Source organism: Serratia sp. szju (assembly GCF_044594185.1).
Lineage (GTDB): Bacteria > Pseudomonadota > Gammaproteobacteria > Enterobacterales > Enterobacteriaceae > Serratia > Serratia bockelmannii.
The window spans coordinates 1038809-1052343 of the sequence record NZ_CP172576.1 but is presented as its reverse complement, the minus strand read 5'-3'; the positions used below and the strand labels follow the sequence as shown (position 1 = coordinate 1052343).

At 59.8% G+C, this 13535-nt stretch carries 12 protein-coding genes; 9 read left to right on the top strand and 3 right to left on the bottom strand.

The annotated features are described in order from the left end of the window. The first annotated feature begins 1 nt into the window (after position 1). From tatC to hemB, 3 genes are read left to right on the top strand one after another with little or no spacing between them, the layout of a single operon-like run. Positions 2-772 carry a Sec-independent protein translocase subunit TatC gene (gene tatC, locus RE418_RS05045; protein ID WP_004934456.1) on the top strand — a complete coding sequence of 257 codons (771 nt, stop codon included), beginning with the start codon at positions 2-4 and terminating at the stop codon, positions 770-772. 53 nt (positions 773-825) lie between these two features. Further along, entirely contained in the window at positions 826-1608 is a 783-nt protein-coding gene (tatD, locus tag RE418_RS05040) for a 3'-5' ssDNA/RNA exonuclease TatD (protein ID WP_089181709.1), read from the top strand. A gap of 14 nt (positions 1609-1622) precedes the next feature. After that, positions 1623-2645, top strand: a complete 1023-nt coding sequence (gene hemB, locus RE418_RS05035; RefSeq protein WP_025304923.1) for a porphobilinogen synthase — start codon at positions 1623-1625, stop codon at positions 2643-2645. Between the two features lie 45 nt (positions 2646-2690). Here the strand turns inward: hemB and rfaH are convergent, their stop codons facing one another. After that, positions 2691-3179, bottom strand: coding sequence for a transcription/translation regulatory transformer protein RfaH (gene rfaH, locus RE418_RS05030; protein WP_025304924.1), 489 nt, complete (start codon positions 3177-3179; stop codon positions 2691-2693). Positions 3180-3425: 246 nt separating this feature from the next. Between rfaH and pepE the strand changes: the two genes are divergently transcribed. From pepE to fre, 3 genes are all read left to right on the top strand, one after another. After that, the gene (gene pepE / locus RE418_RS05025; RefSeq protein ID WP_025304925.1) at positions 3426-4151 is read left to right on the top strand and encodes a dipeptidase PepE; all 726 of its coding nucleotides are present in this window, start codon (positions 3426-3428) and stop codon (positions 4149-4151) included. A gap of 86 nt (positions 4152-4237) precedes the next feature. Further along, entirely contained in the window at positions 4238-5734 is a 1497-nt protein-coding gene (gene ubiD / locus RE418_RS05020; RefSeq protein WP_025304926.1) for a 4-hydroxy-3-polyprenylbenzoate decarboxylase, read from the top strand. Between the two features lie 50 nt (positions 5735-5784). Continuing rightward, positions 5785-6486, top strand: coding sequence for an NAD(P)H-flavin reductase (fre, locus tag RE418_RS05015; RefSeq protein WP_025304927.1), 702 nt, complete (start codon positions 5785-5787; stop codon positions 6484-6486). A gap of 172 nt (positions 6487-6658) precedes the next feature. On the opposite strand, the gene fadA is transcribed toward fre, so the two are convergent. Together fadA and fadB are read right to left on the bottom strand one after the other, a co-directional pair. After that, entirely contained in the window at positions 6659-7822 is a 1164-nt protein-coding gene (fadA, locus tag RE418_RS05010; protein ID WP_025304928.1) for an acetyl-CoA C-acyltransferase FadA, read from the bottom strand. A gap of 10 nt (positions 7823-7832) precedes the next feature. Continuing rightward, entirely contained in the window at positions 7833-10022 is a 2190-nt protein-coding gene (gene fadB, locus RE418_RS05005) for a fatty acid oxidation complex subunit alpha FadB (RefSeq protein ID WP_089181539.1), read from the bottom strand. A 233-nt stretch (positions 10023-10255) separates the two neighbouring features. On the opposite strand from fadB, the gene RE418_RS05000 reads away from it, so the two are divergent. From RE418_RS05000 to RE418_RS04990, 3 genes are all read left to right on the top strand, one after another. Further along, the gene (locus RE418_RS05000) at positions 10256-11452 is read left to right on the top strand and encodes an MFS transporter (RefSeq protein WP_043137482.1); all 1197 of its coding nucleotides are present in this window, start codon (positions 10256-10258) and stop codon (positions 11450-11452) included. A 112-nt stretch (positions 11453-11564) separates the two neighbouring features. Next, positions 11565-12896 (top strand): Xaa-Pro dipeptidase, encoded by a 1332-nt coding sequence (gene pepQ / locus RE418_RS04995; protein ID WP_025304931.1) that lies wholly within the window; start codon positions 11565-11567, stop codon positions 12894-12896. Next, a complete protein-coding gene (locus RE418_RS04990) occupies positions 12896-13510 on the top strand; it encodes an IMPACT family protein (protein WP_016929437.1) in 615 nt (204 codons plus the stop codon). The genes pepQ and RE418_RS04990 overlap by 1 nt, the downstream gene beginning before the upstream one ends. Positions 13511-13535: the final 25 nt, after the last annotated feature.

The following is a 13535-nucleotide window of genomic DNA, read 5'->3' as shown; positions in this document are numbered from 1 at the left end:
CATGGCTGTTGAAGATACCCAACCCCTTATCAGTCATCTGATAGAGCTGCGCAAGCGGCTGCTTAACTCGATTATTTGCGTGCTGGCGGTATTCGTGGTGCTGGTGTTTTTCGCCAACGACATCTACCAGCTGGTCTCTGCGCCGCTGCTCAAGCAGCTGCCGGCCGGGGCGAGCATGATTGCTACCGACGTGGCGTCGCCGTTCTTTACGCCGATCAAGCTGACCATGATCGTCTCGGTGTTCGTCTCTGCGCCGATGATCCTGTATCAGGTGTGGGCATTCATCGCGCCGGCGCTCTACAAGCATGAACGCCGCCTGATGATGCCGCTGCTGGTGTCCAGCAGCCTGTTGTTCTACCTCGGCATGGCTTTCGCCTACTTCATCGTGTTCCCGCTGGCCTTCGGTTTCTTCGCCAAGACCGCGCCAATGGGGGTGACCATTGCGACCGATATCAAAAACTACCTCGATTTCGTCATGGCGCTGTTTATGGCGTTTGGCGTCGCTTTCGAAGTGCCGGTCGCCATCATTCTGCTGTGCTGGAGTGGCGTCACCTCGCCGGAAGATCTGAAGAAGAAACGGCCGTATGTGTTGGTTGGCGCGTTTGTGGTCGGCATGTTGTTGACGCCGCCGGACGTGTTCTCGCAAACCCTGTTGGCGATACCGATGTATCTGTTGTTTGAAGTGGGGGTGTTCTTCGCTCGCTTCTATACCGGAAAACGTCGCCCACAGGCGGAAGAAGAAGACGAGGGTGACGAACCCCCTGCCCCCTGATCCATCTTGATTGCTAAGCCGCCCATTGGGCGGCTTTTGCTTTGGAAAAAACCATGTTTGATATCGGCGTTAATCTCACCAGCAGCCAATTCGCCAAAGACCGCGAGACCGTGGTGGAGCGCGCTCGCACGGCGGGCGTTACCGGAATGTTGATTACCGGCACCGATCTGCCTGAGAGCCGCGAGGCCGCCAAACTGGCGCAGCAGCATGCGGGCTATTGCTGGTCCACCGCCGGTGTGCATCCGCATAACGCCAGCAGCTGGGATGAACACAGCGCCGAGCAGATTTATGCCCTGGCCGCCGGCCCAGAAGTGGTGGCGATCGGTGAATGCGGTCTGGATTTCAACCGCAACTTCTCGACGCCCGCGCAGCAGGAAGCGGCGTTCACTGCGCAGCTGGCGCTGGCGGCGGAGTTGGCACTGCCGGTGTTTCTTCATTGCCGCGACGCACACGCACGTTTTGCCGAGCTACTGACGCCGTGGTTGGATAAACTGCCCGCGGCCGTGGTGCACTGCTTCACCGGCACCGCCGAAGAATTAGCAAGCTGCCTGTCGCTAGGCCTGTCGATCGGGATTACCGGTTGGGTCTGCGACGAGCGGCGCGGCCTGGAGTTGCGTGCCCTGTTGCCGCAGATCCCGGCCGAGCGTCTACTGCTGGAAACGGACGCCCCTTATCTGTTGCCCCGGGATTTACAGCCTAAACCCGCATCTCGCCGCAACGAACCCTGTTTCCTGCCCCATATCGTGCATCAGGTCGCCGTCTGGCGACAGGAAGAGCCGCAATGGCTGGGGCAAAAAACTGATGAGAACGCCCGCCGGCTATTCCGGCTGGTTTGAGCTAGGAGAAAACTATGAGCTATGCATTTCCGGGTACCTTCCCTGGTCGTCGTATGCGCCGCGTGCGCCGTCATGACTTCAGCCGCCGCCTGGTCGCCGAGAACCAACTGACGGTCAATGACCTGATTTATCCGGTGTTTGTCATGGAAGGCAGTAACCGCCAGGAAGAAGTGGCCTCGATGCCGGGCGTATCGCGCATGACGATCGATCTGCTGATTAAGGAAGCGGAAACCATCGCCAAACTCGGCGTGCCGGTGATCTCCCTGTTCCCTGTGATCGAACCGGGTCTGAAATCGCTGCATGCGGAAGAAGCCTATAACCCGGAAGGGCTGGTACAGCGCACGGTGCGCGCGCTGAAAGACGCGGTGCCTGAGCTGGGCATTCTGACCGACGTCGCGCTCGATCCCTACACCACCCACGGGCAGGACGGGGTCATCGATGAGCAGGGCTATGTGATTAACGATGTGACCAAAGACATTCTGGTGCGTCAGGCGCTGTCTCATGCCGAAGCAGGCGCAGAAATCGTGGCGCCGAGCGACATGATGGACGGCCGTATCGGGGCGATCCGCGATCGTCTGGAACTGCAGGGTTTGGTGAATACCCAGATTATGGCCTACTCCGCCAAGTATGCTTCCTGCTACTACGGTCCGTTCCGCGATGCGCTGGGTTCCAGCGGCAACCTGAAGGGCGGCAACAAAAAAACCTATCAGATGGATCCGGCCAACAGTGACGAAGCGCTGCAGGAGATTGCGCAGGATCTGCAGGAAGGTGCGGACATGGTGATGGTGAAACCGGGCATGCCTTACCTGGACGTGGTGCGCCGCGTGAAGGATACCTTCGGTGTGCCGACTTTCGCTTATCAAGTGTCCGGCGAGTACGCCATGCACATGGCGGCGATTCAGAACGGCTGGCTGCAGGAGCAACCTGCGGTGATGGAGTCGTTGATGTGCTTCAAACGCGCCGGCGCCGACGGCGTGCTGACCTACTTCGCCAAGCGTGTCGCCCAGTGGCTGCACGACGACGCGATGCGCCGCTAAGCGGAACATGAGCCAACAAAAAGGCGCCTGAGGGCGCCTTTTGCATTACATCTTCTGGAACTGTCGGTTGTCGATGCTTTGACTGACCTGCTTGTTGATCAGGTTCAGCAACAACATGGAACGCGCCTCGCCGTCCGGCTCGGTGTAGATCGCCTGCAGCCCTTCGAACACGCCGTCGACGATCAGAACAGTATCCCCCGGCTGTGGGGTTTCCGGATCGACATAGGTTTCGCAGGCGTGCGTGCGCAGTTCATCGATCACCTTGCTCGGGATGACGCTCGGCAACGTGCCGAAACGCACGAAGTGGCTGACGCCACGGGTAGCGCTGATGGTGGTGGTGTGAATGCGCTCCGGGTCGAACTCCACAAACAGATAGTTGGGAAACAGGGGTTCGCTGACCGCGATGCGCTTACCACGCACGATCTTTTCCAGCGTGATGATCGGGCTGAGGCAGTTTACCTGCTGCCGCTCCAGATGTTCCTGCGCTCGCAACAGCTGACCGCGTTTGCAATAAAGTAGATACCAGGATTCCATAGTTTCACATGCCTTTCTGCCAGCCGGTAAGCATATCAAAAGCTATTCCGGATACATAGTGATGCAAGTTTCAGCGTGTAACATCACCTATCTCTATGAATCTGCGGCTATTAGCGAGGGGTCACACACTTATCGATACGGCGCTGGTATAACAGAGGGCTAAAAATTTGTTACCGTCACAGTATGGCAAGGCGTTGCGCTACCGGCTGTGACGCTATTCATCGTTTTCGACCGAGGGAGAAAGAAATGGAGCTGTTTCTGTTGAGCAACGGCAAGCTGTCTGGTGAAGCCGAGCTGCTGGGGTACGCTAAAAGCCAACTGCTGGCGATGATTGCGCGTCGTGGCATCAAATCCGCCGTCTTTATCCCTTACGCCCTGATCCGTTACGACTACGACCAGCGTGCGCAGGAACTGGCGCAAACGCTGGGCATCGAAGTCACCAGCATCCACCACGCCGCTTCACCGGCGGCGGCGATCGCGCAGGCGGAATGCATTTTGGTCAGCGGCGGCAATACCTGGTTGCTGAACCAAATGCTGCACGAGCAAGGCCTGATCGTGCCTATCCAGCGCGCGGTGCGCGAGCGTGAAGTGCCTTACGTCGGCTGGAGCGCCGGTTGCAATGTGGCCACGCCGAGCATTCGCACCACCAATGACATGCCGGTGCGCTGCAGCGTGGTGCTGTCGGCGCTGGGGCTGTTCCCGGTACAGATCAACCCGCATTACATCGACGCGCACATCAGCGGCCACATGGGCGAAACCCGTGACGAGCGCCTGGCGGAGTTCTGCGCGATCAACCCGAGCGAATCGGTGGTGGCGCTGCGGGAAGGCAGCCTGCTGCATGTTGAAGGCAATGCGCTGCGTTACTTCAGCGCTAATGGGCAGGGCTTCAAGGTGTTCCGCCATGGCGAGGAGACGCGCGAATATCAGGATACGCGCGCGCTGGCTGCGCTGGTGCCGTTCAACTGCGGCTGAGAGCCACCCGGCAGCGGGCGGCGTTAACAAAATTGCAGCAACAACCGTGAAGAGGGCTTATAATGCCCTCCCCACAGGCCGTTATAATGATCAGCATGAAATACCGTGACTTACGCGATTTCCTCTCGTTGCTGGAGAAGAGAGGGGAACTAAAACGCATCAGCCAGCCGATCGATCCTTACCTGGAAATGACGGAGATTGCCGATCGCACCCTGCGGGCAGGCGGCCCGGCATTGCTGTTTGAAAACCCGAAAGGGTACGACATGCCGGTGCTGTGCAACCTGTTCGGCACCGCCAATCGCGTGGCGATGGGCATGGGGCAGGAAGACATCAGCGCGCTGCGCGAAGTCGGCAAACTGCTGGCGTTTCTCAAAGAACCGGAGCCACCGAAAGGCTTCCGCGATCTGTTCGACAAAATGCCGAAGTTCAAGCAGGTGCTGAACATGCCGACCAAGGTGCTGGGGTCCGCGCCTTGTCAGGAGCAGGTATGGCAGGGTGAGGATGTCGATCTGGGCCGCATTCCGGTGATGCACTGCTGGCCGGAAGACGCCGCGCCGCTGATCACCTGGGGGCTGACGGTGACCCGTGGCCCGCATAAGGAACGGCAAAACCTCGGCATCTACCGCCAGCAGGTGCTGGGCAAGAATAAAGTGATCATGCGCTGGCTGTCGCATCGCGGCGGCGCGCTGGATTATCAGGAGTGGTGCCAGGCGCACCCCGGCGAGCGTTTCCCGGTTGCGGTGGCGCTGGGCGCCGATCCCGCCACTATCCTCGGTGCGGTCACGCCGGTGCCGGATACCCTGTCTGAATATGCCTTTGCCGGGCTGCTGCGCGGCAATAAAACCGAAGTGGTCAAGTGTCTTTCCAACGATCTGGAAGTGCCAGCCAGCGCCGAAATCGTGCTGGAAGGTTATATCGAGCCGGGTGAAATGGCGCCGGAAGGCCCCTACGGCGACCACACCGGTTACTACAATGAAATCGACCAGTTCCCGGTGTTCACCGTCACCCACATCACCCAGCGCCGCAACGCCATCTACCACTCGACCTATACCGGCCGCCCGCCGGATGAGCCGGCGATCCTGGGCGTGGCGCTGAATGAAGTGTTCGTGCCGATCCTGCAAAAACAGTTCCCGGAAATCGTCGATTTCTATCTGCCGCCGGAAGGGTGCTCGTACCGCCTGGCGGTAGTGACCATGAAAAAACAGTACGCCGGCCATGCGAAACGCGTGATGATGGGCGTCTGGTCGTTCCTGCGGCAGTTTATGTACACCAAATTTGTTATCGTCTGCGATGACGACGTCAATGCGCGCGACTGGAACGACGTAATTTGGGCGATCACCACACGAATGGATCCGGCAAGGGATACCGTTCTGGTGGAGAATACGCCGATCGACTATCTGGACTTCGCCTCGCCGGTTTCCGGTCTGGGTTCGAAGATGGGGCTGGACGCCACCAATAAATGGCCGGGTGAAACCGATCGCGAATGGGGCCGTCCGATTCAGATGGATGAAAAGGTACGTGCGCGCGTCGACGAAATCTGGGATGAGCTCGCAATCTTCAGTGACAGGGAACCGACGCTGTAGCGTCAGGCCCTGTTCTCAGCTTTGCATTGATGACCCGACAGAGGGAACGCATGACAATATTGAGCTGTAAAGTGACCTCGGTAGAGGCCATTACCGATACGGTTTATCGGGTACGTCTGGTGCCCGAGCAGCCGTTTTCTTTCAAGGCAGGGCAATATCTGATGGTGGTGATGGACGAGCGCGACAAGCGCCCGTTCTCGCTGGCATCAACCCCGACGCAGCAAGAGTACATCGAGCTGCATATCGGTGCTTCGGAGCTGAATCTGTACGCCATGGCGGTGATGGATCGCATCCTGAAAGAGCAGGCGATCACCGTTGACGTGCCGCATGGCGACGCCTGGCTGCGGGAAGAGGGCAGCCGTCCGCTGGTGCTGATCGCCGGCGGCACCGGTTTCTCTTACGCGCGCTCAATCTTGTTGACCGCGCTGGAGCAGCAGCCCGATCGCGACATTTCAATCTACTGGGGCGGGCGTGAGCTGAAGCACCTGTACGATTTGAGCGAGCTGGAAGCGCTGTCGTTGCAGCATCCGAATCTGAAGGTGATCCCGGTGGTCGAGCAGCCGGAAGCCGAATGGCGCGGCCGCAGCGGCACCGTGCTCAGCGCGGTGCTGCAGGATTTCGGTACGCTGGCGGAGCACGACATCTACATCGCCGGGCGTTTCGAGATGGCGAAAATCGCCCGCGAGCGTTTCTGCGCCGAACGCGGCGCGCAGGAAGCGCATATGTTTGGCGACGCGTTTTCGTTTATCTGACCGAGGCGATACGCAGTGAACGGGGTGGCCGAGGGTCGCCCCGTTTTTATTTGGGCGCCGGCAAACTTCAGGCATAAAAAACCCGCCCCTGACAGGCGGGAAGAACGGCAACTAAACTTGGCGGGATGCCGCGATTTGAAGTGGTGACGCGGTCATCCCAAGATAGACACAGCTAAACGCGTTCAAATACGGTGGCGATGCCCTGGCCTAGGCCGATGCACATGGTCGCCAGACCGAACTGTGCGTCGCGACGTTCCATGTTGTTCAACAGGGTGGTCGAGATGCGGGAGCCTGAACAGCCCAGCGGGTGGCCGAGCGCGATGGCGCCGCCGTTCAGGTTGATCTTGTCGTCGATACTGTCCATCAGCCCCAGATCTTTGATGCACGGCAGCGACTGGGCGGCGAACGCTTCGTTCAGTTCGAACAGATCGATGTCCTGCACGCTCAGACCGGCGCGTTTCAGCGCCAGCTTGCTGGCCGGCACCGGGCCGTAGCCCATGATGGAAGGATCGCAGCCGACGACCGCCATCGAGCGAATGCGGGCGCGGGCCTTCAAACCGAGCGCTTTGGCGCGCGACTCGCTCATCAGCAGCATGGCGGAAGCGCCGTCCGACAGGGCGGAAGAACTGCCAGCGGTGACGGTGCCGTTGACCGGATCGAACGCCGGACGCAGGGCCGACAGGCTTTCGACGGTGGTTTCCGGGCGAATGACTTCATCGAAATCGTAACGGGTCAGCACGCCGTCGGCGTCGTGGCCGTTGGTCGGAATGATCTCGTTTTTAAAGTAACCCGCCAGCGTCGCTGCATGTGCGCGCTGGTGGGAGCGGGCAGCAAACTCATCCTGCATCTGGCGGCTGATGTTGTGCATCTTGGCCAGCATTTCGGCGGTCAGCCCCATCATCCCGGCGGCTTTTGCCACGCTGCGGCTCAGCCCCGGATGGAAATCCACGCCGTGGTTCATCGGCACATGGCCCATGTGTTCCACGCCGCCGATCAGGCTGACGTGTGCGTCGCCAACCATGATGGCGCGCGCCGCGTCGTGCAATGCCTGCATCGAAGAGCCGCACAGGCGGTTAACGGTCACCGCCGGCACGCGGTGCGGGATTTCGGCCAGCAGTGCGGCGTTGCGGGCGATGTTGAAGCCTTGCTCCAGCGTCTGCTGCACGCAGCCCCAGTAAATGTCATCGATCTCGGCGGCGTCCAGCGCCGGGTTACGGCTCAACACTTCACGCATCAGGTGAGCGGAGAGATCTTCGGCGCGCACCTGGCGGAAGGCGCCGCCCTTGGAGCGGCCCATCGGCGTGCGTACGGCATCAACAATAACTACGTTTTCCATCTTTATGACCTCATGCCGGTTGGCGGGTAGCGACGTCGGACAGCGGTGTCGCCACCGGGTAGTAGCTTTCATTGCGCTCGGCCTTGGCGCGCAGACCGGCCGGCACCTGATACAGGGCGCCGAGGTGTGCGTAACGCTGGGCCAGCTCAACGTAGTTGGCGGTGCCGAGCGTATCCAGGTAGCGGAATGCGCCGCCATGGAACGGAGGGAAGCCGATGCCGTACACCAGTGCCATATCGGCTTCCGCCGGGCTGGCGACGATCTTCTCTTCCAGGCAACGCACCACTTCGTTGATCATCGGGATCATCATGCGCGCAACGATCTCTTCGTCGCTGATGGTCTGGCGCGGTTGGCTCACTTCGGCCAGCAGCGCATCGGTCTGCTCGTCGTTTTCCTTGCGCGGCTTACCTTTGTTGTCCTGGCTGTAGCGGTAGAAGCCCAGCTGGTTTTTCTGACCGAAGCGCTGGTTGTCGAACATCACGTCAATGGCATCGCGATAGTCTTTGCTCATGCGCTCCGGGAAGCCGGCGGCCATTACCGCTTGCGCGTGGTGTGCGGTGTCGATGCCCACCACGTCGAGCAGGTAGGCCGGGCCCATCGGCCAACCGAACTGTTTTTCCATCACTTTATCGATCTGACGGAAGTCGGCGCCGTCGCGCAGCAGCAGGCTGAAACCGGCGAAGTATGGGAACAGCACGCGGTTGACGAAGAAGCCCGGGCAGTCGTTCACCACGATCGGCGTTTTGCCCATGCGGCTGGCGTAGGCCACCACTTTGGCAATGGTCTCGTCGCTGGTTTGTTCGCCGCGGATGATTTCAACCAGCGGCATGCGGTGTACCGGGTTAAAGAAGTGCATGCCGCAGAAGTTTTGCGGGCGCTTCAACGATTTTGCCAGGTGATTAATCGGAATGGTCGAGGTGTTCGACGCCAGAACGGTCTCTTCGCCGATCAGGTTTTCCACTTCCGACAGTACGGCGGCTTTGACCTTCGGGTTCTCCACGACCGCTTCGACGATCACCTGCGCGCGCTCGATGCCGGCGTAGTCCAACGTTGGTTGAATGGTCGACAGCACCTGCGCCATTTTCAGGCCATCCAGTTTGCCGCGTTCCAGCTGCTTATTGAGCAGCTTGGCCGCTTCGTTCATGCCCAGCGTCAGTGATTTGTCGCTGATGTCCTTCATGATCACCGGCACGCCTTTCAGCGCCGATTGGTAGGCGATGCCACCGCCCATGATGCCGGCGCCCAGCACCGCCGCCTGTTTCGGCGCGTCCACATTCTTGGCCAGCTTTTTCGCCTGGCCTTTCACGAACTGATCGTTAAGGAAGATGCCGACCAGCGCACGCGCTTCGTTGGATCGTGCCAACGGCACGAAGCTGGCGGTTTCCAGTTTCAGTGCCTCATCGCGGCCCAGCTTGGCGGCGGCTTCAATGGTTTTCACCGCGGTCATCGGTGCCGGGTAATGTTTACCGGCGGTCTGCAGCACCATGCCTTTGGCGGTGGTGAAGCTCATTGCCGTTTCGATCGGGCTGAGCTTCAGCGGCTCCAGCTTAGGTTGACGCGCGGCGCGCCAGTCCAGCTTGCTGTCGATCGCCTGTTGCAGCATTTTCAGCGCCGCTTCGGCCAGTTTTTCCGGTGCTACCACCGCATCCACCAGGCCGACTTTCAACGCGTCTTTGGCGCTGACGTCTTTGCCGGCGGCGATGATTTCCAGCGCGCTGTCGTTACCCAGCAGGCGTGGCAGGCGGACGGAACCGCCGAAGCCCGGCATGATGCCCAATTTGGTTTCCGGCAGGCCGATGCGCGCGTCCGGTGAGGCGACGCGGAAATCGGTCGCCAGAATGCATTCGCAACCGCCGCCGAGTGCATAGCCGTTAATGGCCGAAATGGTCGGTACCGGCAAATCTTCCAGCCGGTTAAAGACGTTGTTGGCGAATACCAGCCACTCGTGCAGCTTTTCAGCCGGTGCGGCGAACAGAGAAAGGAATTCGGTGATATCGGCGCCGACGATAAACGCGGCTTTGGAGGAGCGCAGCAGCAACCCCTTGAGCTCAGGCTGGTTTTCCAGCACGGTGAGCGCTTCACCCAGGCTGGCGACGGTGCGGGTGTCCAGCTTGTTGACCGATCCTGATGCGTTGAACACCAGCTCGGCGATGCCGTTATCGAGCCAGTGCAGTTGTAATGTTTCGCCTTGGTAGAGCATGTCTATCTCCTGAATCAGCGTATGATCTGGTATGACCAGATGAAGAGGAGTGTGGTTTTTATGTTAAAAATATGCAAATGAGAGATTGCATATTTGCTGGTCGGATCACATGTCGCCAAGTTAGTTTTTTGATTTGAAACGAAGTTATATTTTATGTGCTATCGGCATTTGCTGGAGTGTGTCGACACTCATACACTTGCTCGCAGCGAATGAACATTCAGACGAGGTTACGCATGACTAAGGCGGCTTGTGTTAAACGCAGCGGCTTGTGGAGCATTCCCGCCAGAACCATGGCGCTGGCGTGTCTGTTGGTGTTTATGGCGCAAATGGCGACGACCGTGTATTTGCCTTCGCTGCCAACGGTGATGCGGGAGCTGGCGATGAGCCGGCGTGCCACCGAGCTGTCCATTTCAATCTTCGTCATCGGCGCCGCCTTGCCGGTGCTGTTTTGGGGCGCGGCCGCCGATCGCTTTGGCCGCCGCGCGCCCCTGACGCTGTCTTTGTTTCTTTTCATTGGCTGCAGCGGGCTGTTGGCGCTGTGCAGCAACGGCGCCCAATTGCTGACGCTGCGTGCGCTGCAGGGCGTGGGTGCCGGCGGTGCGGCGATCATCGCGCGTATCATCGTGCGGGATAACTGGAGCGGTGACGAGCTGGCGCGACGGCTGTCGGTGCTCTCCATCGCTTTTATCACCGCGCTGGGCGGCGGCCAGTTTGTCGGCGGCCTGCTCAGCCAATATTCACACTGGCAGATGGGCTTCGTCTTGATGGGCGCCACCGGTTTGGCCATTCTGGCGCTGATGGCGACGCTGCCGCTGGAGGCAGGGCGCGCTCGTGGGCCACGTCCGGCGATGGCGGCCACCTACTTCGCCATCCTGCGGCGGCCGGGATTTTTTTGGCCGGCCTGCGTCGGTGGGCTGGGTTTTGCCACCACGGTGACACTGCAGGAAGTGAGTCCGTTCGTCATGCAGCAGGGGTTTGGTCTCAACGTCACGGCGTTCGGCGCCCTGGGGCTGGTGATCGGCGTCGCCTACTTCAGCGGGGCGCTGACGGTGAACCGTACGGTGGCGCGTCTCGGCGGGAAAAAACTGATGCAGGCCGGCAGCGGCATCGTGGCGCTGGCGACGGCGGCGATCCTGCTGCTGTGGTGGAGCGGCGTCCTGGCCGGCCTTTCCGGTATGGCGCTGTTCATTGCGCTGTATTGCCTGACCATTTTTGGCCAGGCGGTGCTGTTTCCCAACAGCATGGCGATGGCGGTCAGCGATGCCAAAGAGTACGGTGCCTATGCGATGGCGCTGTGCGGCTTTCTGCAGCAGTGTCTGGCGGGCGTCGCCGCGGCCGGTGCGGTGTTGTTGGAACACCATGGCCTGTGGGCGCTGGCGATAGCGCTGCTTGGTTTGGGCGGCTGGTTAATGGTTAAGCTGCGGATGTAACGGCATTTGCAGGGAATTGCGAGCTGCTCCGCATGCCCAACGCGATGAGGTTGGAGCGTCGGAGCGCTGTGTTAAGATGACTTCTTTCGTGCTAAGGCATAAGGGTACTGTGATGGAAACGCTGGCTTCTTTGTATAACGACCACCTAGCAGAGCTGCAAAAACGCGCGCGCGAAGTGCTGGAGCGCAACAAGTTGGATGCGCTGCTGATTCACTCCGGGGAACTGCAAAAGGTATTTTTGGACGACCATAGCTATCCGTTCAAAGTGAACGCGCATTTCAAAGCCTGGGTGCCGGTGACGTCGGTGCCGAACTGCTGGTTGTGGATAGATGGCGTCAACAAGCCGAAGCTGTGGTTCTACTCCCCGGTTGACTACTGGCACAGCGTAGAGCCGCTGCCGGACAGTTTCTGGACCAAATCCCTCGAATTGATGCCGCTGGCCAACGCCGACGCCATCGCGCAGCAGCTGCCGCCGCAGCGTGAGCGCGTCGGCTATATCGGTTATGCCCAACAGCGCGCCCGCGATCTCGGCATCCCTTCGGAAAACATCAACCCGAAAGCGGTGCTGAACTACCTGGATTTCCACCGTTCGATTAAAACCGGCTATGAGCTGGCCTGCATGCGCGAAGCGCAGAAGACGGCGGTAACCGGCCATCGTGCCGCGCATGAGGCCTTCCTCTCCGGCATGAGCGAATTCGACATCAATCTGGCCTACCTGACGGCTACCGGCCACCGCGATACCGATGTGCCTTACGACAACATCGTGGCGTTGAACGAGCACGCTTCGGTGCTGCACTACACCAAGCTGGATCATCAGCCGCCGGCCGAGTCCCTGAGTTTTCTGATCGACGCCGGGGCGGAATATAACGGCTACGCCGCCGATCTGACGCGTACCTATGCGGCGCAAAGCGGCAGCGAGTTCGCTCATCTGGTGAAAGATCTCAATAGTGAACAGCTGGCGCTGATCGACACCATTAAAACCGGCGTGCGATATACCGACTACCATGTGCAGATGCACCAGCGCATCGCCAAGTTGCTCAAGAATCACAAACTGGTGAATGGCCTCAGCGAAGAGGCGATGGTTGAAACGGGCATCACCACGCCGTTCCTGCCGCACGGGTTGGGCCATCCGTTGGGCCTGCAGGTGCACGACGCCGCTGGCTTTATGCAGGATGAGCAAGGCACCCATCTGGCGGCGCCGTCCAAGTATCCGTTCCTGCGTTGTACCCGCGTGTTGCAGCCGGGCATGGTGTTGACCATCGAGCCGGGTCTGTACTTCATCGAATCTCTGTTGGCGCCGTGGCGCAGCGGTGAGTTCAAGCAGCACTTCGCCTGGGATCGCATCGATGCTCTGAAACCGTATGGCGGTATTCGCATCGAAGACAACATCGTGATCCATGAAAAGCGTATCGAGAACATGACGCGCGATCTGAACCTGGCCTGATGCGGCCGTACCCGATACCGGCGGAAGCAACCCGCTTTACCGAAGAAATAAAGAAGAGCCGTTTTATCACCCTGCTGGCGCCAACCAGCGGGGTAGAAGCGGCAAAGGCGTTTATTCAGCAGGTGCGGGATGAGCACCCGGCGGCGCGGCACCATTGTTGGGCCTTCGTCGCCGGTAGCCCCGATGACTCACAGCAGCTGGGGTTCTCCGACGATGGAGAACCGTCGGGCACCGCTGGCAAACCGATCCTCGCGCAGCTGATGGGTAGCGGTATCGGCGAAGTGACCGCCGTGGTCGTTCGTTACTATGGCGGCGTCAAGTTGGGCACCGGCGGGCTGGTGAAAGCCTATGGCAACGGTGTTCAACAGGCGTTGAAGCAGCTGGTGTTGGTAGAAAAGGTGCCGGAAGCCGAATATATCTTGCAGTGCGACTATGCGCAGTTGGCGCTGGTGGAGAACTTGCTGCAGCAAACCGCAGGTCGGATCCTGCAGGGCGAATACGGTGCCGCCGTCGTGCTGCATCTGGCGTTGCCGGCCACCGAGGTCGAGCTGTTTGGGAATAAATTGCGTGATCTCAGTCGCGGTAATTTGCAATTAACCCCCATTTCGCAATAATTCCTCCCAATTGAATTGCTAAGGA

Excerpts from the sequence above, each read along its gene's own strand:
- pepQ (WP_025304931.1), top strand. The coding sequence starts at position 11,565 with ATGGAAACGCTGGCTTCTTTGTATAACGACCACCTAGCAGAGCTGCAA.
- fadA (WP_025304928.1), bottom strand. The coding sequence starts at position 7,822 with ATGGAAAACGTAGTTATTGTTGATGCCGTACGCACGCCGATGGGCCGC.
- pepE (WP_025304925.1), top strand. The coding sequence starts at position 3,426 with ATGGAGCTGTTTCTGTTGAGCAACGGCAAGCTGTCTGGTGAAGCCGAG.
- tatD (WP_089181709.1), top strand. The coding sequence starts at position 826 with ATGTTTGATATCGGCGTTAATCTCACCAGCAGCCAATTCGCCAAAGAC.
- tatC (WP_004934456.1), top strand. The coding sequence starts at position 2 with ATGGCTGTTGAAGATACCCAACCCCTTATCAGTCATCTGATAGAGCTG.
- ubiD (WP_025304926.1), top strand. The coding sequence starts at position 4,238 with ATGATCAGCATGAAATACCGTGACTTACGCGATTTCCTCTCGTTGCTG.
- fre (WP_025304927.1), top strand. The coding sequence starts at position 5,785 with ATGACAATATTGAGCTGTAAAGTGACCTCGGTAGAGGCCATTACCGAT.
- fadB (WP_089181539.1), bottom strand. The coding sequence starts at position 10,022 with ATGCTCTACCAAGGCGAAACATTACAACTGCACTGGCTCGATAACGGC.
- RE418_RS05000 (WP_043137482.1), top strand. The coding sequence starts at position 10,256 with ATGACTAAGGCGGCTTGTGTTAAACGCAGCGGCTTGTGGAGCATTCCC.
- hemB (WP_025304923.1), top strand. The coding sequence starts at position 1,623 with ATGAGCTATGCATTTCCGGGTACCTTCCCTGGTCGTCGTATGCGCCGC.
- rfaH (WP_025304924.1), bottom strand. The coding sequence starts at position 3,179 with ATGGAATCCTGGTATCTACTTTATTGCAAACGCGGTCAGCTGTTGCGA.
- RE418_RS04990 (WP_016929437.1), top strand. The coding sequence starts at position 12,896 with ATGCGGCCGTACCCGATACCGGCGGAAGCAACCCGCTTTACCGAAGAA.